Here is a 19,256-nt window from a genome sequence, read left to right on the forward strand (position 1 = left end):
GGTAGCATCCATCGGGTTAATCGATGGATGGAGAATGGCGATGCGCGGTTTCGATCTGGACCAGTTGCGTACTTTCGCGGCGGTCGCGGACGCCGGCAGCCTGACGGCTGCGGCGCCGCTGCTGCACCTGTCGCAGTCGACGGTCAGCGAGCAGGTGCGCAAGCTCGAATCGCGCGCCGGCGTGCCGCTGTTCGTGCGCAGCAAGCGCGGCGTCGAGCCGACGCCGGCCGGCACGCGGCTGCTGCAGCACGCACGGCGCATCGTCGCGCTGAACGAGGCTGCGTTCGACGAGTTGCGCGGGCAGGCGATCAAGGGCGAGCTGCGCGTCGCGATCACCGATTACTACCGCACGAATGAAGTCGCGGGCATGCTGGCGCGGCTGCGGGAGTGTTATCCGCAGCTGAGCCTGCATGTGAGCGCGATGAAGAGCGTGGATATCGAAACGGCGCACGCACGGGGGCAGATCGATCTCGGTGTCGTGATGAACATGTCGAGCGGGCCGTTCCGGCCGGCGTCGGCCGATACGCGCTGGGTGTTGCGGCGCGAGCCGCTGTCGTGGGTCACGTCGCCGGCGCTCGCCGAGCAGTTGCCCGAGCCGCTGCCGCTGGTGCTGTTGCCGGACGACTGCATGATGCATCAGGTCGCGGTGCGCTCGCTCGACGAGCAGCACACGCCGTACGTGCTCGTGCACAGCGCGTCGGGTGTCGCGGGGCTGCAGTCGATGCTCGCGGCGGGGCTCGGCGTCGGCTGCCTGTGCGCATCGGCGATCGGCGACGGCCTGATGCGGCTCGGCGCGAAATACCGGCTGCCGCCGCTGCCCGACGCGGTGTTTTCGCTGACGCCGCCGATGCCGGGCGAGCGCGAGTCGGTCACGCAGGCGCGCGAGGTGCTGTCGCGGCAACTGCTGATGTAAAACCGTGCCGCGCAACACGCGGCGGTGCGTATTCGAGAGGCGCGCCAAGGGACGACAAGCATGAACGACGAACTGAAAAGCCAGATGGCCGAACGGCTGCAGGACGCGCTGGAGCGCGTGGTCGACGAGCGCTCGCTGATCCATTTCCTGCGCGTGCTCGGCCATGACTGGAACACGGAGCGGCAGCTCGAAGCCGACCTGCCGCCGTCGCCGTACGCGCGCGCGGCGCTCGGCTGGGAAAACCGCTCGATCGGCGAGTACCTGGAGGCGATGATCGACTGGGCCGAGGCGTCGGAGGAAGGGCTGCGCTTCTACGACGTGCCCGACAATCCGTGGCGGCGTATCGCCGACATCCTGTTCGCCGGGAAAATCTACGAGTAACGCGTTCCGGGCAATTCGTGCAATCGCTTCGCGCCGTCTATTCGGCGGCTTCGCCGTTGGCATACGCGCGCAGCCCGTCCGCCAGCGCATCGAACACGGCCCGACAGCGCGGGCTGGTCCGCAGGTCCTCGTGCATCACGACCCAGGTTTCCAGCTTCATCACGGGCCCGTCCGGCAGCACGCGCACGAGCCGCGCGTCGCGTTTCGCGAGCCCCGTCTGACAGAAGCCGATCCCGTAGCCGGCGCGGATCATCGCGAGCTGCGCGAGGTTGCTGTCGGTGCGCAGCGCGAATGCATCGCGCTTCCACAGCGGCATCCCGCGCCCCGCCGAGCGGATGAACGGCGTGACCGTATCGAAGCCGATCAGCGCGTGATGCGCGAGTTCGTCGATCGTCGCGGGCGCACCATTGCGCGCCACGTAGTCGTCACGCGCAAACAGCCCGACTTCGATGTCGCCGACGCGCCGCGCGACGAGCGCGTCCTGCGCGGGTGGCGCCATCCGGACCGCGATGTCGGCCTCGCGGTTCAGCACGTCCTGGATGCGGTCGGTCGGCACCAGCTCGATGATGAGCCCCGGATGGTCGCGCCGCAACTGCGCGAGCAGCGGCGGCAGCACCTCGACGGCGATCACGTCGCTGGCCGAGATCCGCACGATGCCGCGCACGCCGGCGCCGTGGCTCGCGGCCGCGCGCTCGAACGCGGCTGCCGCGCTGCGCAGCGCCTCCGCATGGCCGCGCAGCGCGAGGGCCGCTTCGGTCGGCAGCAGGCCCGACGGCGAGCGCGTGAACAGCGTCTGGCCGAACGCGGCTTCGAGCGCGGCGACGTGGCGGCCGGCCGTCGGCTGCGTGATGCCGAGCGCGCGAGCCGCAGCCGACAGCGAGCCTTCCGTCAGCACCGCGAGGAAGGTGCGGTAACGCTCCCAGTTCAGATCGATGGTCATACATAAATGTATAGCTGATCTGCCAGGTTAAGCAATTCCTTATTAGTCGGCCGCACGCCAGAATGCATCTCACGACGATTCATTCAAGGAGCGCGGTTATGACGACGAACGCAGGCGGGACGCAACGACAGGCACTCGTGCTCGGCGCGAGCGGCGGGATTGGCGGGGAAGTCGCGCGGCAGCTGCGCGATGCCGGCTGGCAGGTGCGCGCGCTCAAGCGCGGGCTCGACGCCGAGGTGGTGGAGCGCGATGGCATCACGTGGATGCGCGGCGACGCGCTGGACCGCGAGGCGGTCGTGCGGGCTGCGCGCGGCTGCAGCGTGATCGTGCACGCGGTGAACCCGCCCGGCTACCGGAACTGGCCGACCCAGGTGCTGCCGATGATCGACAACACGATCGCGGCGGCGACGGTGGCGCAGGCGACCGTCATACTGCCCGGCACGGTCTACAACTACGGCGCCGACGCGTTTCCGGTGCTGCGCGAAGACGCGCCGCAGCATCCGACGACCCGCAAGGGCGCGATCCGCGTCGAACTGGAGCGGCGGCTGCAGGAAGCGACCGCGCAGGGCGTCCGGACGATCATCGTGCGCGCGGGCGACTTCTTCGGGGTGCGGGCCGGTAACAACTGGTTCGCGCAGGGGTTGATCAAGGCGGGGCGGCCCGTGTCGACCATCAGCGTGCCGGGGCGGCCGGGTGTCGGCCATCAGTGGTCGTACTTGCCGGACGTCGCGCGCACGATGGTCGAGCTGATCGAGCGGCGCGACACGCTGGAGCCGTTTGCGCGCTTCCATCTCGGCGGGCATTGGGATGCGGACGGCACGCAGATGGCCGCAGCCATCAGTCGCGTCGCGCAGCGGCACGGGATGCGGCCGGCCGTGCGCAAATTCCCGTGGTGGGTCGTGTGGGCCGCGGCGCCGTTCGTCACGACGCTGCGCGAGATGCTGGAGATGCGCTACCTGTGGCGCGAGCCGCTCCGGATGGACAACGCACGCGTGACCGCGGTGCTCGGCCGTGAACCGTTGACGCCGCTCGATACGGCGGTGGAGGCGACGCTGGCGGGGCTGGGGTGTCTGAAGTGAGCCAGGGCCCGTGCCACGGCTACGCCCGGGCACGGGAAAGCGTCATCGCGAATTGAAGAACGCCGGGACGACAATTCTCCACATACCCACGCGTGTCCGATGCGCATCATGTCGGTCAGCACCGATAAGGCGAAAACGGGGGAGCGATGGGGTATTCCGGATGGAAAATGTCGGTTGCGGGCGCAATCATGTTCACATTGAGTGGATGTACCAACCTGGCCGGTGTGCTGTACTGCGACAACTCGCAGTTCAACTTCCCGGACTACCACTGCTTTGAGTCGTCCAGGTAAGAACAGGCGCGACGACTGCAAGCCGCCCGCCCGCGTCCCGTGCGGTTTCCCGCTGTCCATCACGCCACAACCGGCAACACCTCGACCGAATACCGGTGCCGCAGGCTGCGCCCGAGCACCGGATCGTGCAGTTCCATCTCGAACGCAGCGCCGTCGCCCATCGTCGCGATCGCGCCATGCACGGCGACGGTGCCGCCGTACATCGCGCAGCGCGCGGGTATCGTGCGGCGGTCGTCGAAGCGCTGCCACAGCGCTTCCGGCGCCAGCAGGCCGCTGACCGCGCCGTGCTGGTACGCCATCCGTTCGCCGTCGCGCGAAATCAGCCACGAGCGCATCTCGATCGCATCCCAGTGATCGGCGACGTCGGCATATCGCCACGCATCGCGCCCGAGCGGCTTCGCGCACACTTGCTTCGACACGGCCACGCCGTACGCCTCGACTTCGCGATCCGTATGATCGGAGCCGACCGTGACCAGCGTGCCCACCGGGCTGTCGACCAGCACGCATTCAATCTCGCCGCCCGAGCGTGCGCCGAGCACGCCGATTGACGGCGCCTGCGTGAGCAGCGCGGCCGATACGCGATAGAAGCACGGCGTGGTCGAAGGCGGCGCGACGCCGAGCGCCGCGAGTTCGTCGATATGCGCGCGGATCGCTTCCGGATCGCGGCCGGCCCAGCCGGCGATCACGACACGCTCGATCTCGACGTCGACGGCGGCCGGCGCGTCTTGCAGGGAAATCACACTGAACGACAGGGCTTGCATGCGGGTATCCGTTTGAAGTGCAAAGGCATGAACTGGAATGCGGCGACGCTCAATCCGCGAGCGGCTGGTGCGCGGTCTCGCGTGCGACGAGGAGCGCGATCGACGTGACGACGAGCGCGGCGGTGACGTACAGCGACACGGCCGTCGTCGAGCCCGTCTGCCGGAACAGCGTGGCGATCACGAGCGGTGCGAAGCCGCCGCCGACGATGCCGGCGAGCGTATAGGCCAGCGACGACCCCGCATAACGCACCCGCGTCGGAAACTGCTCGGTGACGAACGCACCCTGCGGGCCGTACATCACCGCATGGATCACGAGGCCGATCGTGACGGCCGCGACGATCGCGACAGGCCGCGCCGAATCGAGCAGTGCGAAGAATGCGAACGCCCAGACGATGCCGGCGATCGCGCCGGCGAGATACACGGGGCGGCGGCCGAAACGGTCCGACAGCGCACCGAAGAACGGCACCGCGAGCGCGTTGCAGGCCGTGCCGATCATCACGGCCGTCAGCGCGACGGGGCGCGACAGGTGCAGTACGGTCGTCACGTAGGTCAGCGTGAACACGACGATCAGCGCGTACAGCACGTCCGAGCCGATCCGCGAGCCGCCCGCGATCAGCAGGCGTCGCCAGTGGAACTTCAGCACGTCGGCGACGGGCACTTCGGCGGTTGCGTGCGATTCGGCGAGCTGCTCGAACTGCGGCGTTTCGTCGACGCCTCGACGCAGCCAGAAGCCGAACACGACGAGCAGCGCGCTGGCCGCGAACGGCACGCGCCAGCCCCACGACAGGAAGTTCTCGGACGTGGTCGACAGCGTCACGAGCGCGATGCAGCCGGTGCCGAGCAGCGTGCCGAACGACGGGCCGATCTGCGTCCACGACGCGGACAGCCCGCGCCGTTTCTGGTCGCCGTGCTCGACCGACAGCAGCACCGCGCCGGCCCATTCGCCGCCGAGCGCGACGCCCTGCACGAAGCGCAGCGCGACGAGCAGGATCGGGCTGAGGATGCCGGCCTGCGCATAGGTCGGCAGCGCACCCATCAACGCGGTCGTCACGCCCATCAGCACGAGCGTGAACATCAGCACCGCGCGGCGGCCGATGCGGTCGCCGAGATTGCCGAACACGAAGCCGCCGAGCGGGCGCGACACGTAGCCGACCGCATAGGTCGAGAACGCGAGGATCGTGCCGGCCAGCGGATCGACCGACGGGAAGAACAGGTGGTTGAAGACGAGCGCGGCGAGCGTGTTGTAGATCGTGAAGTCGTACCACTCGAGCGACGTGCCGATCATGCTCGCGGTCGCGAGTCGGCTGTTGCGGACGCGGCGGGGCGCGTGGGCGGCGGGCTGGGCGAGAGTGCTCATGGGTTCGGGCATGTCGTGACGGATGGCGGGATGAAGCGCGGGGCCGACGCGTCGGCCGCATGGCGAATGCGGCGCGGCCGATGTCGGCGTTTGCGTTCGTGCGTTCGTGCGTTCAGGCAGGCAGTGCGGCGGCGGTGGCCGGCTCGGCTTCGCTGCCGCGGTGCGCCACCGGCAGTGGCGCGGCGGCGCGCCACAGCAGGTCGAAGGTGCGCACGTCGTCGTGTCCGGCGAGCGCGGCGGCTACGCGGCGCGTCGTGGCCGCGTCGCTGCCTTCGATCAGCACGAGCGCATCGGCGGCCGGGCGGGCGGCCGCATCGGCGCCGATCGGCGCGGACAGCTCCGGCGCGGTGCAGAATAGCCGCGCGGCGTGGATGCCCGGCTCGTTCAGCGCGGCGTCGAAGCGTTCGCGCAGCTGCGGCACGTCGATGCGATCCGGCGGCAGCACGAACAGCGCGAGATGCGCGCCTTCACCGTCGCCGGCTTCGATCGTCAGTTCACCGACGCGTCGTTGCGTGCCCGTCATGCGTTCGAAGTTCGCGAGCGACCACGCGGTCTGCTGCGTGAACGCGCGCCGGTATGCGTCGCTACGGAACACGTCGAGTACGTCCGTCACGTACAGCGCGAGGTACTGGCGCGGGCCGCGATCGGTCGCGCGAAAGCGCCGGGCGTGCGTGAAGCCGGGAATCGCGACACGTTCCTGCATGTGCTCGCGGTCGTACCACGCGTTGAAGTCGGCTTCGTGCGCGGGGTCGATATCCGTCCAGACGCAAAGCTGGCCGTGCGGAAGGGAAAGGCGGGTCATCGCGGGGTTCCTCGTGACGGGGGTGTGTCAGGAACCGCAGTTTCCCGAAGACGGGCCGCGCCCGTCCAACAAGAAAACAAATTCGCGGTGAACAGGTTTTCTTATGAGCGGCGCGGGCGGCGTTTCGCGGCAGGGGCGGCGGCGGGCGGCGCGGCTTTCGTCGTGCGTTTCGCTTTGGCTTTCGTCGGTGTTTTTGCCGCCGTACGGGCGGGCGATGCGTCGACGCCATCGGGCCTGGCAGGTGCGGCCGGTTTCGCCAGGTTCGCGGCGGCCGACGTTGCGCGCGCGACTTCGCTCGCGAGTTCCGCGATGCGTGCGGCGACGGGCAGGCCCTGCGAGCGGTAGGTCGCGACGAGCGGCAGCGCGGGGAATTCGGGCTCGACGTCGAGCAGTTCGAGCGCACCTTCGTGCAGCTCGCGCCCGATGATCGCGGGCGGCAGCGCGGCCACGCCGAAGCCGTCGGCGACGAGCCGGATCATTGCCGCAACCGACGTGATGCAGTTGATGCTGGCCGGTCGCTCGACGGCCGCGAACAGCCGCTCGATCGTCGCGTGCGGCCCCGAGTGGCGCGAGAAGCTGATGATCGGATATTCAGCCAGGCGTGCGACGTCGAGCGGCTGGCCGCCGAGCCCGAGGCGCGGGCTCGCCGCCCAGTGCACCGGGAATTCGCACAGCGGCAGGTTCGTGAAGTCGGGGCCCGGCACCGGGTCGGTCTGCAGGATCAGGTCGACGCCGTCGGTGCTGAGCAGTCGGATCAGGTGCAGCGTCGTGTCGCTCGTGATCTCGACGTCGAGGCGCGGATAGCGTTCGCGCATTTGCGCCATCAGCGCTGGAAACCAGCTGTGCACGATCGATTCGATCACGCCGATCCGGATCAGGCCCGCGTCGCTCGCGGCATCGATATCGCGGCGCATTTCGCCGTCGAGCCGCACGATCCGCTCCGCGTAGGCCAGCATGCGCCGGCCTGCCGGCGTGAGCGTGGCCGAGCGCGTGTTGCGGTCGAACAGGCGCACGTCGAACGCTTCCTCGAGCGATGCGATGCGGCTCGACACAGCGGCCTGCGTCGTATGCAGTTTTTCGGCCGTGAGCCGGAAGTTTTCCAGCTTCGCGAGCCAGACGAAGGTTTCAAGAAACCGGATGTTCATCGCGTCCCGAATGTGAGGCGGTGCCGCGCAAGCGGCGGATCGGGTCGATGTTAATGGATTTCGGCGGCAGCGAAGGCGTGAGCCGCGCGTTCCGGCGGCATCAAAGCGTGTCGAACGCGAGCGTCGGCACGTCGACGACCATCGCGCCGCCATCGGCGACGAGCGTCGCGCCGGTCACGAACGACGCGTCGGGCGACGCGAGGAACGCGCAGACGGCCGCGATTTCGTCCGGATCGGCCGCGCGCCGCAGCGGCACGTCGGCGCTGACGCGTGCATACGCGCCGTCGAGCGTGTCGCCGTGCGCGGCCATCAGCGGTTCCATTTCCGCGTCGGCCATCGGCGTGCGGACCCAGCCCGGGCAGACGGCGTTCGCCCGCACGCCGTGCGGCCCGTAGTCGCGTGCGAGCGACCGTGCGAGCCCGAGCAGCGCGTGCTTGCCGACCGTGTAGCCGCAGACGCCGGGCCCGGCCGCGAGCGCGGCGATCGATGCGACCAGCACGATGCTGCCGCGCTGCGCGATCAGGTCGGGCAGGCATGCGCGCGCGCTGACGAACGCGGTGTCGAGGTTCGCATGCATCGCGTTGCGCCACTGCGCGTCGTCGGTTTCGTCCGCGCGGCCGACGCCGTGACCGCCCGCGCACGCGACGAGCGCGTCGACGCGGCCGAAACGCTCGGCGATCCGCGGCAGGAAGCCCGCCCAGTCGGCCGTGCTCGCGGCGTCGCCGGCGAGCGCGAGGCCGCCTGTCTCGGCGGCCAGCGCGGCGAGCGGCGCCTGGCGGCGCCCGATCAGCACGACGCGGTCGCCACGGCTGGCGAAGTGGCGCGCGCACGCGGCGCCGATGCCGGTGCCCGCGCCGGTGATCGCGATCGTGCGGGGTTGCGGGTGCGTCATGTCGTTCTCCGGAAAGGTGGCGTTGCCGGTCACTTTAGGCGGCGCCGGCGAGTGCCGGTATCAGCCGAAAGGATGAACGCGGACGGCGTCCGGCTGGCCGGAGCGGTCGCGGCCCATTTTGCAAAGGCTGACGATGTCCGGCACCGAATCGCTCTATCCTCCACATTTTTGGGATAAGTCACGAAAGCCCGGCACAATAGCGCGGGCGTGCCCGCGCATCGACGCGCGGCGCGTCGGCCGGCCGATTCCGTCGTGCGAGCGGAGCGGCAGGCCGGCGAGATCGGCGCGAGCATGCGCCCGATGCGCAGACATCGCGCCTGCCGGTGGATCGTGTGGCCACGGCGGATCGCCCGGTTGCGCGCTGGCGCGATCGGACCATCGACAAGAACAGGGAGGGCCGGTCATGAGGCTGGACGACGAAAGAGAAAGCATGAACGTCGAGGATCGCCGCGGTGCCGGCGGTTTCGGCGGCGGGCGCGGCGCGACGATCGGCATCGGCACGATCGTGGTCGCGCTGGCCGCATCGTATTTCTTCGGGATCGACCCGCGCGTGGTGCTCGAAGGCGCATCGGCGCTGCAGGGCCACCAGCAGCAGGCGCAGCCCGCGCCGACGCAGCGCCAGGGCGCACCGTCGAGCGATCCGGGCGCGGTGTTCACGCGCAAGGTGCTCGGCAATATCGAGCGCACGTGGACGGGTGTGTTCAACACCCAGCTGCATGCGCAGTACGAGCCGCCGAAGCTCGTGATGTTCACGAACTCGACGCCGACCGCCTGCGGCACCGGTCAGACGGCGATGGGGCCGTTCTATTGTCCGGCCGACCGCAAGGTGTATATCGATCTCGGCTTCTACGACGAGCTGCGCAAGCGTTTCGGCGCCGGCGGCGATTTCGCGCAGGCTTACGTGATCGCGCACGAAGTCGGCCATCACGTGCAGAACCTGCTCGGCATTTCCGACAAGGTCGATGCCGCGCGCCGGCGTTCGAGCCAGTCGCACTCGAACGCGTTGTCGGTGCGGATGGAACTGCAGGCCGACTGCTTCGCCGGCGTGTGGGCGAACAACGCGCAGCGCGCGAACCAGCGGCTGATGGAACCCGGCGATTTCGAGCAGGGGCTGAAGGCGGCGGCCGCGATCGGCGACGATCGCCTGCAGCAGCAAGGGCAGGGTTACGTCGTGCCGGAAAGCTTCACGCACGGCACCAGCGACCAGCGCGTGTACTGGCTGCGGCGCGGGATGGAGTCGGGCGAGATCAGCGCCTGCGACACGTTCGCGGCGAACGCGCGCTGACAGGGCGGGCGCGCACCGTCGCGCCCGTGTCGTCCCGGTTTACCCGCCACACCGACCCCACCGGGACGATTTGCCGATTTGTGCTCACCGGCGCTTTTCGGCGCCGGTAGGCTGGCCCGAACTTCGATGCGTTCGCCCGCCAGCCGATTCCACCATGCCGACCCCCTCCGTTCCCGCCGACCAGGGCGCCGCCGACTGGCAAAGCGCGTTGCGTGCGTGCGTGGACGCGTTCGACGCGTTCGCGAGCCCGTCCGCGATCGTGTTCTACCGGCTCGACCAGAGCGGCGAACCGGCCGATTTCGAGCTGTTCGGGATGCCGGAATCGATGCATCGCACCTATGTCGCGCGCTACCGGATGCTCGATCCGCTGCATCCGTCGCGCTGCGCGGCAGGGGAATGCGCGGTCGTCACGCTCGCTTCCCAATTGCCTGACGAAAGACGCGAGGCGTCCGCGTACTGGACTCGTTTCCTGCGGCGGCACGACGTGGCCGACGTCGTCGAGATCTGGCTGCGCGACGCGGGCCGAACGGTCGGCGCATTCTCGCTGCTGCGCTTCGGCACGGGCGAAGCGGGCGGTGGCGGGGCCGGGAACAGCACGGCAGGGCGGTTCGCGCCCGGCGAGGTCGACGCGCTCGCGCGGCTGCAGCCGGTCGCCGAAGCCGCGCTGAGCCCGCTGCTGCGCGCGCGCCGCGGAATCCACCGGATCGGCTGCGAAGAGCGGCTGACCTACCGCGAGGAGCAGATCGCGCGCCTCGTGCGCGACGGCCGTTCGAACAAGGAGATCGCGCGCGATCTCGCGCTTGGCCAACCGACCATCAAGACGCACCTGATGCGCATGTATCGCAAGCTCGGCGTGTCGAACCGCACCGAGCTGGTCGGGGCGTTGTTCCTGTAATTCATCGGATAATTGCGGTCCGGACTTCGAACCATCGCGATCGCCGATTCATGAAAACCCAAGCCAAAGCGCTGCTGGTCGTGCTGCTCGTCTCGCTGGGTGCCTCCACCCCAGCCTTCGCACACGAGGGCGAACCCGACACGTGTCTCGTGCTGCAACCGACCCGGATTGCCCCGGAGGACGTCGGCGAAGCCGGCGACCATTCAGGCGCCGGGTGGCTGGGACTGGTACCCGACGGGAACCACTGGAAGCTCGCGCCGGCACGCGTCCGGTTCGAACCGGTGCAGCCGGAAGGCGATATCGTCGACATCAAGTCCGACCTGAAAAAAGCCGTGGCGCTGTTTCGTTGCAAGTCGCTCAGGCCCGGCAAGGTCGATGCGGCGAACCTGACTTTCCCGAAGGACGGCAGGGCAATCGAGCCCGGCGCCAAACCGCTGCGTTTCGGTTTTCACGGCCACCGGTACGATCTGCGCTACACCGCATCCGGTTCGGTGATTGCCGAAGGCGGCGGCAAGCGGTCAGTCCTGCATGACTTCGGCGGCAGCTCGCCGCCGTTCAGCGCGTCGCTGATCTGGGCGGGCGATCTCGATCGCGACGGCCGGCCGGACTTCCTGATGGAATTCGAAAGCGACCTCGGCGCCAGCTTCTGCCTGTTCACATCGGGCCGCGCCACGGCAAACGAACTGGTCGGGCCCGCGAGCTGCATGGACGTCAGCGGCTGACCGCCAGTTGATACGGATGCCGGCTGACTGAATACGCCGACGGGGCGTTCATCCCCGTTCGGCGGGCGCTGCGCGTCTGCCTGCCGTCCCCGGTGCCCACCGACGCGTTCCCCCCACGCGCTGCCAATTTGCGCTCACCGAGCGCGATCCCTCGTCGATACAGTGGAACGACGCCCGCGTGCCCACGCACACGCGGCCTAGCCACGACAATCATCGAGACGCCCATGAGCAACACGAACTTCGTCGCCGTCAGCGACACCGTGCGCACCTTCGTTGCGCGCGACTTCGGCCTCTTCATCGACGGTGACATGCAGCCCGCGCACGCGGCCGCGCGACTCGACGTGTACGACCCCGCGACGGGCGAGCGGCTTGCGACGGTCGCGGACGCCGACGAGCACGACGTCGACCGCGCGGTCGCCAGCGCGAAGCGCGCGTTCGACGCCCGCGTGTGGAGCGGGCTGCGCCCGGCCGACCGCGAACGCATCCTGCTGAAACTCGCCGACCTGATCGAAGCCGACGCCGAAACGCTCGCGCAGCTCGAAACGCTGAACCAGGGCAAGTCGATCCACGTGTCGCGTGCGATCGAGGTCGGCGCGAGCGTCGAATACGTGCGCTACATGGCAGGCTGGGCGACCAAGATCACCGGCCAGACGCTCGACGTGTCGATCCCGTTCCCGCCCGGCGCACGTTATACGGCCTATACGCGCAAGGAGCCCGTCGGTGTGGTCGCCGCGATCGTGCCGTGGAATTTCCCGCTGATGATCGCGGTGTGGAAGCTGATCCCCGCGCTCGCGGCCGGCTGCACGATCGTGCTGAAGCCGTCGCCGGAAACGCCGCTCACCGCGCTGCGCCTCGCCGAACTCGCGCGCGAAGCCGGCGTGCCGCCCGGCGTGTTCAACGTCGTCACCGGCGGCCGCACGTGCGGCGCCGCGCTCGCGAGCCACCTGTCGATCGCGAAGATCTCGTTCACGGGCTCGACCGCGACCGGCAAGCTGGTCGGCGCGGCGGCCGTGCAGAACATGACGCGCTTCTCGCTGGAGCTCGGCGGCAAGAACCCGATCGTGATGCTCGACGACATCGACGTCGCGCAGGCGCTCGACGGTGTCGCCGCCGGCGCGTTCTTCAACCAGGGGCAGGTGTGCGCGGCCGCGTCGCGCATCTATGTGCACCGCAGCAAGTACGCACAGCTCGCGGACGGCCTCGCGGGCGTCGCGCAGTCGATGAAACTCGGCGCGGGCCTCGACACGACCGCGCAGATCAACCCGCTCGTGTCCGCGCACCATCGCGACAAGGTTATTCAGCACATCGAAGGCGCGCGCCGCGCGGGCCTCACGTTCCTCGCGGGCGGCACGCCGGCCGACGACCTGCCCGGCTATTTCGTGAAGCCGGCCGTGATCGCCGATCCGCACCCGGACAGCGCGATCGTGCGCGACGAGGTGTTCGGCCCGGTGATCGTCGTCGTGCCGTTCGACGATGCGGCCGACGCGGTGCGCCTCGCGAACGCGTCGCCGTACGGCCTCGCCGCGAGCATCTGGAGCAACGACCTGAAGCGCGTGATGAACCTGGTGCCGCAGATCGAGGCCGGCACCGTGTGGGTGAACTGCCATATCCCGCTCGACCCGTCGATGCCGTTCGGCGGCTACAAGCAATCGGGCATCGGCCGCGAATTCGGCCAGTACGCGATCGAAGGCTTCACCGAAACCAAATCCGTCTGCATCGCGCACTGACGCGCGGCGCGAACCTCGAACCCGAACGACCCACGTTCAAACGATCCGACAGTGGAGACTGCAATGAGCTACAACGAAGCGAAATTCTGGCATCCGATGGTGCACCCGAACGAAATGAAGCAGCGCAAGCCGATCCGCATCGTGCGCGGCGACGGCTGCTATGTGTTCGACGAAGAGGGCCGCAAGCTCGTCGACGGCGTCGCGGGCCTGTGGAACGTGAACGTCGGCCACAACCGCCAGGAAGTGAAGGACGCGATCGTGCGCCAGCTCGACGAGCTCGAATACTTCCAGCTGTTCGACGGCATTTCGCATCCGCGTGCCGAAGAGTTGTCGAAGAAAGTGATCGACCTGCTCGAACCGGAAGGGATGCGCCGCGTGCTGTACAGCTCGGGCGGCTCCGATTCGATCGAGACCGCGCTGAAGATCGCGCGCCAGTACTGGAAAGTGCGCGGCCAGGCCGATCGCACGAAGTTCATCTCGCTGAAGCAGGGTTATCACGGCACGCACTTCGGCGGCGCGTCGGTGAACGGCAACACGGTGTTCCGCCGCAACTACGAGCCGAACCTGCCCGGCTGCTTCCACGTCGAGACGCCGTGGCTGTATCGCAACCCGTTCACGCAGGATCCGGAGGAACTCGGCCGGATCTGCGCGGAAATGCTCGAGCGCGAGATCCTGTTCCAGAGCCCCGATACGGTCGCCGCGTTCATCGCGGAGCCGATCCAGGGCGCGGGCGGCGTGATCGTGCCGCCGGCCAACTACTGGCCGCTGGTGCGCGAGGTGTGCGACCGCTACGGCGTGCTGCTGATCGCCGACGAAGTCGTGACGGGCTTCGGCCGCAGCGGCAGTATGTTCGGCAGCCGCGGCTGGGGCGTGCGCCCCGACATCATGTGTCTCGCGAAGGGGATCTCGTCGGGCTACGTGCCGCTCGGCGCGACGGTCGTGAACGCGCGGATCGAGGACGCGTTCGCCGAGAATGCGGACTTCGGCGGCGCGATCATGCACGGCTACACGTATGCGGGCCACCCGGTCGCGTGCGCGGCCGCGATCGCGAGCCTCGACATCGTCGTGAAGGAAGACCTGCCGGCGAATGCGGCGAAGCAGGGCGCGTATCTGCTCGAAGCGCTGCAACCGTTCGTGGAACGCTTCGCGGCGGTCGGCGAAGTGCGCGGCAAGGGGCTGATGCTCGCGCTCGACCTCGTCGCGAACAAGGCGACGCGCGAGCCGATCGACCCGCTGTCCGGTTATGCGAACGCGGTGGCGGAAGTCGCGCGCGAGAACGGCGTGATGGTGCGCCCGGTCGGCACGAAGATCATCCTGTCGCCGCCGCTCGTGATCCAGCGCGAGCAGCTCGACCGGATCGTCGATGCGCTCGCGGCGGGCTTCGAGGCCGTGCCGTTTGCCTGACGACGCGACCGCGTGACGGCAGGCCTGTGGCGGGCGGCGTGGCCGCCGTCGCGGGTTTGCCGATTTGCGCTATGACCGGATTATTTTGCCTGCGTATTTTTTCGACATCGGATCGCGTTTTGATCGACAGGAAGCCCGGGCGCGCAGCGCGGGTTCGGGTCAACAAAGGAAGGAGACAAAGATGTCGGGATGGTCAGGAGTTACCGGCGCCGCGGGCGGCACGCCCGCCGGCTCGCCGGCCGAAGCAGGCGGCGGTACGGCGCTGAAGGCGGGCGCGGTCGGTTTTCCGACCGCGCTGGCGAGCGCCGTCGGCCTCATCATGGCAAGTCCGGTGATCCTCACCGCGACGTCGGGCTTCGGGATGGGCGGCTGGGCGTTCGCGGTCGCGATGATCATCGCGTTCGTGATGATGCAGGCGCAGGCGACCACGTTCTCCGAAGCCGCCGCGATGCTGCCAACGGCCGGCTCGGTTTACGATTACCTGTCGTGCGGGCTGGGCCGCTTCTGGGCCATCACCGGCACGATCTCCGCGTATTTCCTCGTGCACGTGTTCGCCGGCACGGCGGAAACGATCCTGAGCGGCATCATGGCGCTCGTCAATTTCGAATCGCTGAACGCGGCATTCGAGAAGCACAACAGCTCGTGGCTCGTCGGCGTCGGCCTCGTGATCACGTTCGCGATCACCAACATCATCGGCATCAAGGTGTTCAGCAAGCTCGAGATCGTGCTGACGGCCGGCATGTGGCTGTCGCTGATGATCTTCGGGATCCTCGGGCTCGTGGCCGCGCCGGCCGTGCACCTCGACGGCTGGTTCGGCGGCTCGGAAGTCGGCACGTCGGTGCCGGCCGTGCTGTCGCTGGTCGGGATGGCGATGTTCATGTTCGTCGGTTGCGAGTTCGTCACGCCGCTCGCGCCGGAAATGAAGGCGCCGGGCCGCACGATTCCGCGCGCGATGACGATCGGCCTCGTCGGCGTCGCGATCTGCATGTTCCTGTACGGCGCGGCGATCCGTCGCCAGGTCGCGAACGTGCCCGTGAGCCCCGACGGACTCACGCACCTGCTCGACACGCCGGGTGCGATTCCCGCGTTCGCGCTGCAGGTGCTCGGCCCGTTCGGCCGTATCTGGTTCGGCGTCGCGTTCCTGTTCGCGGGCGCCGCCACGATCAACACGCTGATGGCCGGGCTGCCGCGCATCCTGTACGGGATGGCGATCGACGGCGCGCTGCCGCGCTGCTTCGCGTACCTGCATCCGCGCTTCAAGACGCCCGTGGTCGGCATCGTCGCGGCGGCCGTCGTGCCGATCGTTCACGCGTGGCTGATCAACGGCAATCTCGACAGCATCCTGCACCTCGTGCTCGCCGCGACCTGCGCGTGGGGTACCGCATACCTGCTCGTCACCGCGTCGGTCGTGATGCTGCGCATCCGCCGCCCGGACCTGCCGCGCCCGTACCGTTCGCCGCTGTTCCCGCTGCCGCAGATCGTGTCGAGCGTCGGCATCGTGCTCGCGATCTGGTACATCACGCCGCCCGGCATGAACGCGCGCGACATCTACGTGCCGTTCGGCGCGATGCTCGGGCTCACCGCGCTGTACGCGCTGTTCTGGACGCTGGTCGTGCAGCGCCGGCATCCGTTCAAGCCGGTGCCGGTCGAGGAAGTGCTGCGCAACGAGCACGTCGCGTCGTGAAGGCCGCGCTCGCCCGGTGGCGCGCGGCGCCCGATGAGCTGCCACTCGGCCATCGGCCCGGCGCGATCGCCGCGCGCGTGCTCGCCGACCTGCATGCCGCGCGCGACGCCGACGGTGCCGGCAGTCCGGCGGCGCGGCTGCCGAACGGCGTGCGCGTGAGCGTCGAGGAGCGCGTCGAGCGCCAGTTCCTGATGCATACGGTCAGCGTGAAGGTGGCGGCGACCGTCTGCGGCCCGGCAGTGCAGGGCCGCGCCCGCATACGGCAGACCGGCTGGCTGCGCCGCACCGGCATCGACGCGGTGCTCGTGCCCGGATGCGACCCCGGATTCGTCGACACGGTGGCGGCGCTGGTTGCCGAGCCGTCGCTGGCCGACGCGCTGCGGCCGTTGCACCTGACCGACTGCGCGATCGACGCGCGCGACGGTCGGTGGACGCTTGCGATCGTGCCGTTCGGCGGCAGCGAGATCGTGAACCGGATGCCGTCGTTTCGCCGTTATGTCCGCCTGACCGGCGAGCAGGCCGCCGCGCTGTCGGCGGCCTGTCTTGCGTTCGAAACCGCACTGCACAGGTTTTTGCGCGGGTAAGCTGTGGCGTTGCGGCCGGGCGAACGCCACGGCCGCATCCAGGAATCAGGGTTTCACCGGAGGCGCCGATGTTGTTCCAGTCTCGCTCACACGAAGACGTGCACGATCACGGGCTCGCGATCGCGGGCTGGCATCAGGTCTACCGCCAGATGACGCCGGGCCGCTTCAAGGGCACGGTCACGCAGGTGCTGTACGACGATTTCCACTTCTTCCGCGAAACGACCAACCGGCGCGTCGCGCAAACCGGGCTCGCGCCGGCCGGGCGCACGTCGCTCGCGGTGCCGCTGTCCGTGCCGCTCGCCGGCACCTTCCAGGGCCAGCCGGTCGACGGTTATGCGCTGCTCGCGCTGCGCGCCGGCGAGGATTTCGAATTCCACACGCCGGAAGGGATGGGGCTCGTCGGGATCAGCGCGGCCTCCGACATGGTCGACGAGCTGTGCGAGGCCGAATTCGGCGCGGCCGGCGCGCGCAAGCTGCGGCACGTGACGCGGCTGTCCGATGCGCAGGGCGTCGCGCTCGGCGTGCGGTTGTCGTCGCTGATCGACGATGCGCAGCGCAACCCCGGTCACCTCGAGTACGCGGCCACCCGCAAGATGTTCCGCGACGCGATGCTCGGCATGTTTCTCGATGCGCTCGAACAGGGCATCGGCGTCGAGCGCCGCGACATCACGCACGCCACTTACAGCGACATCGTGAGCCGCTGCGAGAAGCATCTGCGCGACCGGCCCGAGGAACCCGTCACCGTGCTCGAACTGTGCCGCGCGCTGCGCTGCAGCCGCCGCACGCTGCAAACGAGCTTCCAGCGTGTCGCCGACGTCACGCCCGTCGGTTATCTGCGCACGATCCGGCTGAACGCGGTGCGGCGCATGCTGCGCACGACCTCCGTGCAGCAGCTCGGTGTCGGCGAGGCCGCCGCGAGCTGGGGGTTCACGCATCTCGGTTATTTCGCGCGCGAGTATCGCGACCTGTTCGGCGAGCTGCCTTCCCAGACGACACGTCCCGCATGACGCACGCGCCCCGCGACGCAGCCGTCGGGCCGCGTCGCACGCCGCACATTCCACCGTTTGCCGATTTGCGATAGAGGTCCTGAATTTTCGCTGGATAGAGTCCTGTCACCCATATCGACAACACCATCGGTTTGCACTGCGAATCGATCATCACAAAGGGCGGGACATGAAGATCGGACGACGACTGGCCGCAGCCGCGGCCACGCTGGGTTGCATGCACGCACACGCGCAGACTTCGGGCAGCGTGACGCTGTACGGCACGGTGGACACCGGCATCATCTATTCGACGAACCAGCAGTTCACGCGCGCCGACGGCAGCACGGGCGGCGGCCATGCGTGGCAGATGGGCGGCGGCAACCTCGTGCCGTCCCGCTTCGGGTTCCAGGGTGCCGAGCCGCTCGGCGGCGGGCTCGACGCGGTGTTCAACCTCGAGCAGCAGTTCCTGTCCGCGAACGGGCAGGCGCTGCAGGGCGGCACCGCGTTCAGCCGGCAGGCGTGGGTCGGGCTGCGCAAGGACACGATCGGCACGCTCGGCCTCGGCCGCCAATACGATTCGTACACGGACATGCTCGGCGCGTATGTGTCGAGCAACAACTGGGCGACGCCGTATGGCTCGCATCTCGGCGACGTCGACAACCTGAATGCCGCGTTCAACTTCAACAACGCGGTGAAGTTCACGAGCGCCGATTTCAACGGCCTCACGGTCGGCGGCACGTTCAGCTTCGGCGGGCAGGCCGGCGACTTTTCCGCGAAGCGCGGTTATTCGGTGGCCGCGACGTACACGCGCGCGCCGGTGGCGTTCTCGGTCGGTTATCTCGACCTGCACCAGCCGCTCGACGCGGCACTCGGCGGCGCGAGCGGCTATATCGGCGATTTCGCGTGCAGCAACCCGGGCGCGATGTACTGCCTGCTGCAGGACGCCGGCTCGATGCGCGCGTTCGGCGCGGGCGGCTCGCTGACGCTCGGCGCGGCGACGGTCGCGCTCACCTACACGCATACGCGCCTCGGCGACAGCCGCTACTTCTCGACCACGGCGCAGCCGCGCACGCAGGCGTTCACGTTCGACATCGGCGAGCTGAACGTCACGTACATGTTCACGCCCGCGCTGCAGGGCGGCGTCGCGTACATCTTCAACGCCGCCCATACGGACGGGCGCGGCACGACGCGTTTCCACCAGGTGAACGTCGGCACGAACTACAGCCTGTCGAAGCGCACGGCGCTGTATGCGGTCGCGATCGGCCAGATCGCGAGCGGGACGGGGCTCGGCACCGACGCGAACGGCAACGCGGTGAATTACGCGCAGATCCCGGTGCTCGCGAACAGCAACTCGAGCCGGCAGCTGGCGGTGATGGCCGGGATCCGCGTGAACTTCTGATCTGGCCGGGAAG

General features: G+C 68.8%; 18 protein-coding genes. 12 read left to right on the forward strand and 6 right to left on the reverse strand.

Translation table 11 applies throughout. The features are described 5' to 3' along the window. Positions 1-40 precede the first annotated feature (40 nt). Positions 41-913, forward strand: a complete 873-nt coding sequence (locus tag ACN22W_RS19650; RefSeq protein ID WP_193100146.1) for a LysR family transcriptional regulator — start codon at positions 41-43, stop codon at positions 911-913. A 60-nt stretch (positions 914-973) separates the two neighbouring features. Beyond that, entirely contained in the window at positions 974-1,294 is a 321-nt protein-coding gene (locus ACN22W_RS19655) for a DUF7660 family protein (protein WP_419689071.1), read from the forward strand. A gap of 37 nt (positions 1,295-1,331) precedes the next feature. Here the strand turns inward: ACN22W_RS19655 and ACN22W_RS19660 are convergent, their stop codons facing one another. Beyond that, positions 1,332-2,234, reverse strand: a complete 903-nt coding sequence (locus ACN22W_RS19660; protein WP_419689072.1) for a LysR family transcriptional regulator — start codon at positions 2,232-2,234, stop codon at positions 1,332-1,334. Between the two features lie 98 nt (positions 2,235-2,332). Between ACN22W_RS19660 and ACN22W_RS19665 the strand changes: the two genes are divergently transcribed. Then, a complete protein-coding gene (locus ACN22W_RS19665) occupies positions 2,333-3,313 on the forward strand; it encodes an NAD-dependent epimerase/dehydratase family protein (RefSeq protein ID WP_419689073.1) in 981 nt (326 codons plus the stop codon). Between the two features lie 349 nt (positions 3,314-3,662). On the opposite strand, the gene ACN22W_RS19670 is transcribed toward ACN22W_RS19665, so the two are convergent. The 5 genes from ACN22W_RS19670 to ACN22W_RS19690 form a co-directional block, all read right to left on the reverse strand. Then, positions 3,663-4,364 carry a DUF2848 domain-containing protein gene (locus ACN22W_RS19670; protein WP_419689074.1) on the reverse strand — a complete coding sequence of 234 codons (702 nt, stop codon included), beginning with the start codon at positions 4,362-4,364 and terminating at the stop codon, positions 3,663-3,665. A gap of 49 nt (positions 4,365-4,413) precedes the next feature. Further along, positions 4,414-5,733, reverse strand: coding sequence for an MFS transporter (locus ACN22W_RS19675; RefSeq protein WP_419689075.1), 1,320 nt, complete (start codon positions 5,731-5,733; stop codon positions 4,414-4,416). A 100-nt stretch (positions 5,734-5,833) separates the two neighbouring features. Beyond that, positions 5,834-6,523: a hypothetical protein gene (locus ACN22W_RS19680; protein ID WP_419689076.1), complete on the reverse strand. Its 690-nt coding sequence runs from the start codon at positions 6,521-6,523 to the stop codon at positions 5,834-5,836. 101 nt (positions 6,524-6,624) lie between these two features. Continuing rightward, on the reverse strand, positions 6,625-7,668 hold the full coding sequence (locus ACN22W_RS19685) for a LysR family transcriptional regulator (protein WP_419689077.1): 1,044 nt from the start codon (positions 7,666-7,668) through the stop codon (positions 6,625-6,627). Positions 7,669-7,768: 100 nt separating this feature from the next. Then, positions 7,769-8,560: an SDR family NAD(P)-dependent oxidoreductase gene (locus ACN22W_RS19690; protein WP_419689078.1), complete on the reverse strand. Its 792-nt coding sequence runs from the start codon at positions 8,558-8,560 to the stop codon at positions 7,769-7,771. Between the two features lie 403 nt (positions 8,561-8,963). On the opposite strand from ACN22W_RS19690, the gene ACN22W_RS19695 reads away from it, so the two are divergent. The 9 genes from ACN22W_RS19695 (at position 8,964) to ACN22W_RS19735 (ending at position 19,243) form a co-directional block, all read left to right on the forward strand. Then, positions 8,964-9,845, forward strand: coding sequence for a neutral zinc metallopeptidase (locus ACN22W_RS19695; protein WP_419689079.1), 882 nt, complete (start codon positions 8,964-8,966; stop codon positions 9,843-9,845). A gap of 154 nt (positions 9,846-9,999) precedes the next feature. After that, positions 10,000-10,740 carry a response regulator transcription factor gene (locus ACN22W_RS19700; protein ID WP_419689080.1) on the forward strand — a complete coding sequence of 247 codons (741 nt, stop codon included), beginning with the start codon at positions 10,000-10,002 and terminating at the stop codon, positions 10,738-10,740. A 50-nt stretch (positions 10,741-10,790) separates the two neighbouring features. After that, entirely contained in the window at positions 10,791-11,462 is a 672-nt protein-coding gene (locus ACN22W_RS19705) for a hypothetical protein (protein ID WP_419689081.1), read from the forward strand. 224 nt (positions 11,463-11,686) lie between these two features. Further along, positions 11,687-13,189, forward strand: coding sequence for an aldehyde dehydrogenase family protein (locus ACN22W_RS19710; protein ID WP_419689082.1), 1,503 nt, complete (start codon positions 11,687-11,689; stop codon positions 13,187-13,189). 63 nt (positions 13,190-13,252) lie between these two features. Then, positions 13,253-14,593 carry an aspartate aminotransferase family protein gene (locus ACN22W_RS19715; RefSeq protein ID WP_193100157.1) on the forward strand — a complete coding sequence of 447 codons (1,341 nt, stop codon included), beginning with the start codon at positions 13,253-13,255 and terminating at the stop codon, positions 14,591-14,593. Between the two features lie 181 nt (positions 14,594-14,774). Further along, entirely contained in the window at positions 14,775-16,277 is a 1,503-nt protein-coding gene (locus ACN22W_RS19720; protein ID WP_129515322.1) for an APC family permease, read from the forward strand. Continuing rightward, positions 16,274-16,861 carry a DUF3156 family protein gene (locus ACN22W_RS19725; protein ID WP_419689083.1) on the forward strand — a complete coding sequence of 196 codons (588 nt, stop codon included), beginning with the start codon at positions 16,274-16,276 and terminating at the stop codon, positions 16,859-16,861. Before ACN22W_RS19720 ends, ACN22W_RS19725 begins: the two co-directional genes overlap by 4 nt. A 68-nt stretch (positions 16,862-16,929) precedes the next feature. Further along, positions 16,930-17,868: a helix-turn-helix domain-containing protein gene (locus tag ACN22W_RS19730; RefSeq protein WP_129515320.1), complete on the forward strand. Its 939-nt coding sequence runs from the start codon at positions 16,930-16,932 to the stop codon at positions 17,866-17,868. Positions 17,869-18,034: 166 nt separating this feature from the next. After that, a complete protein-coding gene (locus ACN22W_RS19735; protein ID WP_343493911.1) occupies positions 18,035-19,243 on the forward strand; it encodes a porin in 1,209 nt (402 codons plus the stop codon). Positions 19,244-19,256: the final 13 nt, after the last annotated feature.

It is taken from the genome of Burkholderia theae (assembly GCF_048565265.1).
Taxonomy (GTDB): Bacteria; Pseudomonadota; Gammaproteobacteria; order Burkholderiales; family Burkholderiaceae; genus Burkholderia; species Burkholderia theae.

Excerpts from the sequence above, each read along its gene's own strand:
- ACN22W_RS19650 (WP_193100146.1), top strand. The coding sequence starts at position 41 with ATGCGCGGTTTCGATCTGGACCAGTTGCGTACTTTCGCGGCGGTCGCG.
- ACN22W_RS19655 (WP_419689071.1), top strand. The coding sequence starts at position 974 with ATGAACGACGAACTGAAAAGCCAGATGGCCGAACGGCTGCAGGACGCG.
- ACN22W_RS19660 (WP_419689072.1), bottom strand. The coding sequence starts at position 2,234 with ATGACCATCGATCTGAACTGGGAGCGTTACCGCACCTTCCTCGCGGTG.
- ACN22W_RS19665 (WP_419689073.1), top strand. The coding sequence starts at position 2,333 with ATGACGACGAACGCAGGCGGGACGCAACGACAGGCACTCGTGCTCGGC.
- ACN22W_RS19670 (WP_419689074.1), bottom strand. The coding sequence starts at position 4,364 with ATGCAAGCCCTGTCGTTCAGTGTGATTTCCCTGCAAGACGCGCCGGCC.
- ACN22W_RS19675 (WP_419689075.1), bottom strand. The coding sequence starts at position 5,733 with ATGCCCGAACCCATGAGCACTCTCGCCCAGCCCGCCGCCCACGCGCCC.
- ACN22W_RS19680 (WP_419689076.1), bottom strand. The coding sequence starts at position 6,523 with ATGACCCGCCTTTCCCTTCCGCACGGCCAGCTTTGCGTCTGGACGGAT.
- ACN22W_RS19685 (WP_419689077.1), bottom strand. The coding sequence starts at position 7,668 with ATGAACATCCGGTTTCTTGAAACCTTCGTCTGGCTCGCGAAGCTGGAA.
- ACN22W_RS19690 (WP_419689078.1), bottom strand. The coding sequence starts at position 8,560 with ATGACGCACCCGCAACCCCGCACGATCGCGATCACCGGCGCGGGCACC.
- ACN22W_RS19695 (WP_419689079.1), top strand. The coding sequence starts at position 8,964 with ATGAGGCTGGACGACGAAAGAGAAAGCATGAACGTCGAGGATCGCCGC.
- ACN22W_RS19700 (WP_419689080.1), top strand. The coding sequence starts at position 10,000 with ATGCCGACCCCCTCCGTTCCCGCCGACCAGGGCGCCGCCGACTGGCAA.
- ACN22W_RS19705 (WP_419689081.1), top strand. The coding sequence starts at position 10,791 with ATGAAAACCCAAGCCAAAGCGCTGCTGGTCGTGCTGCTCGTCTCGCTG.
- ACN22W_RS19710 (WP_419689082.1), top strand. The coding sequence starts at position 11,687 with ATGAGCAACACGAACTTCGTCGCCGTCAGCGACACCGTGCGCACCTTC.
- ACN22W_RS19715 (WP_193100157.1), top strand. The coding sequence starts at position 13,253 with ATGAGCTACAACGAAGCGAAATTCTGGCATCCGATGGTGCACCCGAAC.
- ACN22W_RS19720 (WP_129515322.1), top strand. The coding sequence starts at position 14,775 with ATGTCGGGATGGTCAGGAGTTACCGGCGCCGCGGGCGGCACGCCCGCC.
- ACN22W_RS19730 (WP_129515320.1), top strand. The coding sequence starts at position 16,930 with ATGTTGTTCCAGTCTCGCTCACACGAAGACGTGCACGATCACGGGCTC.
- ACN22W_RS19735 (WP_343493911.1), top strand. The coding sequence starts at position 18,035 with ATGAAGATCGGACGACGACTGGCCGCAGCCGCGGCCACGCTGGGTTGC.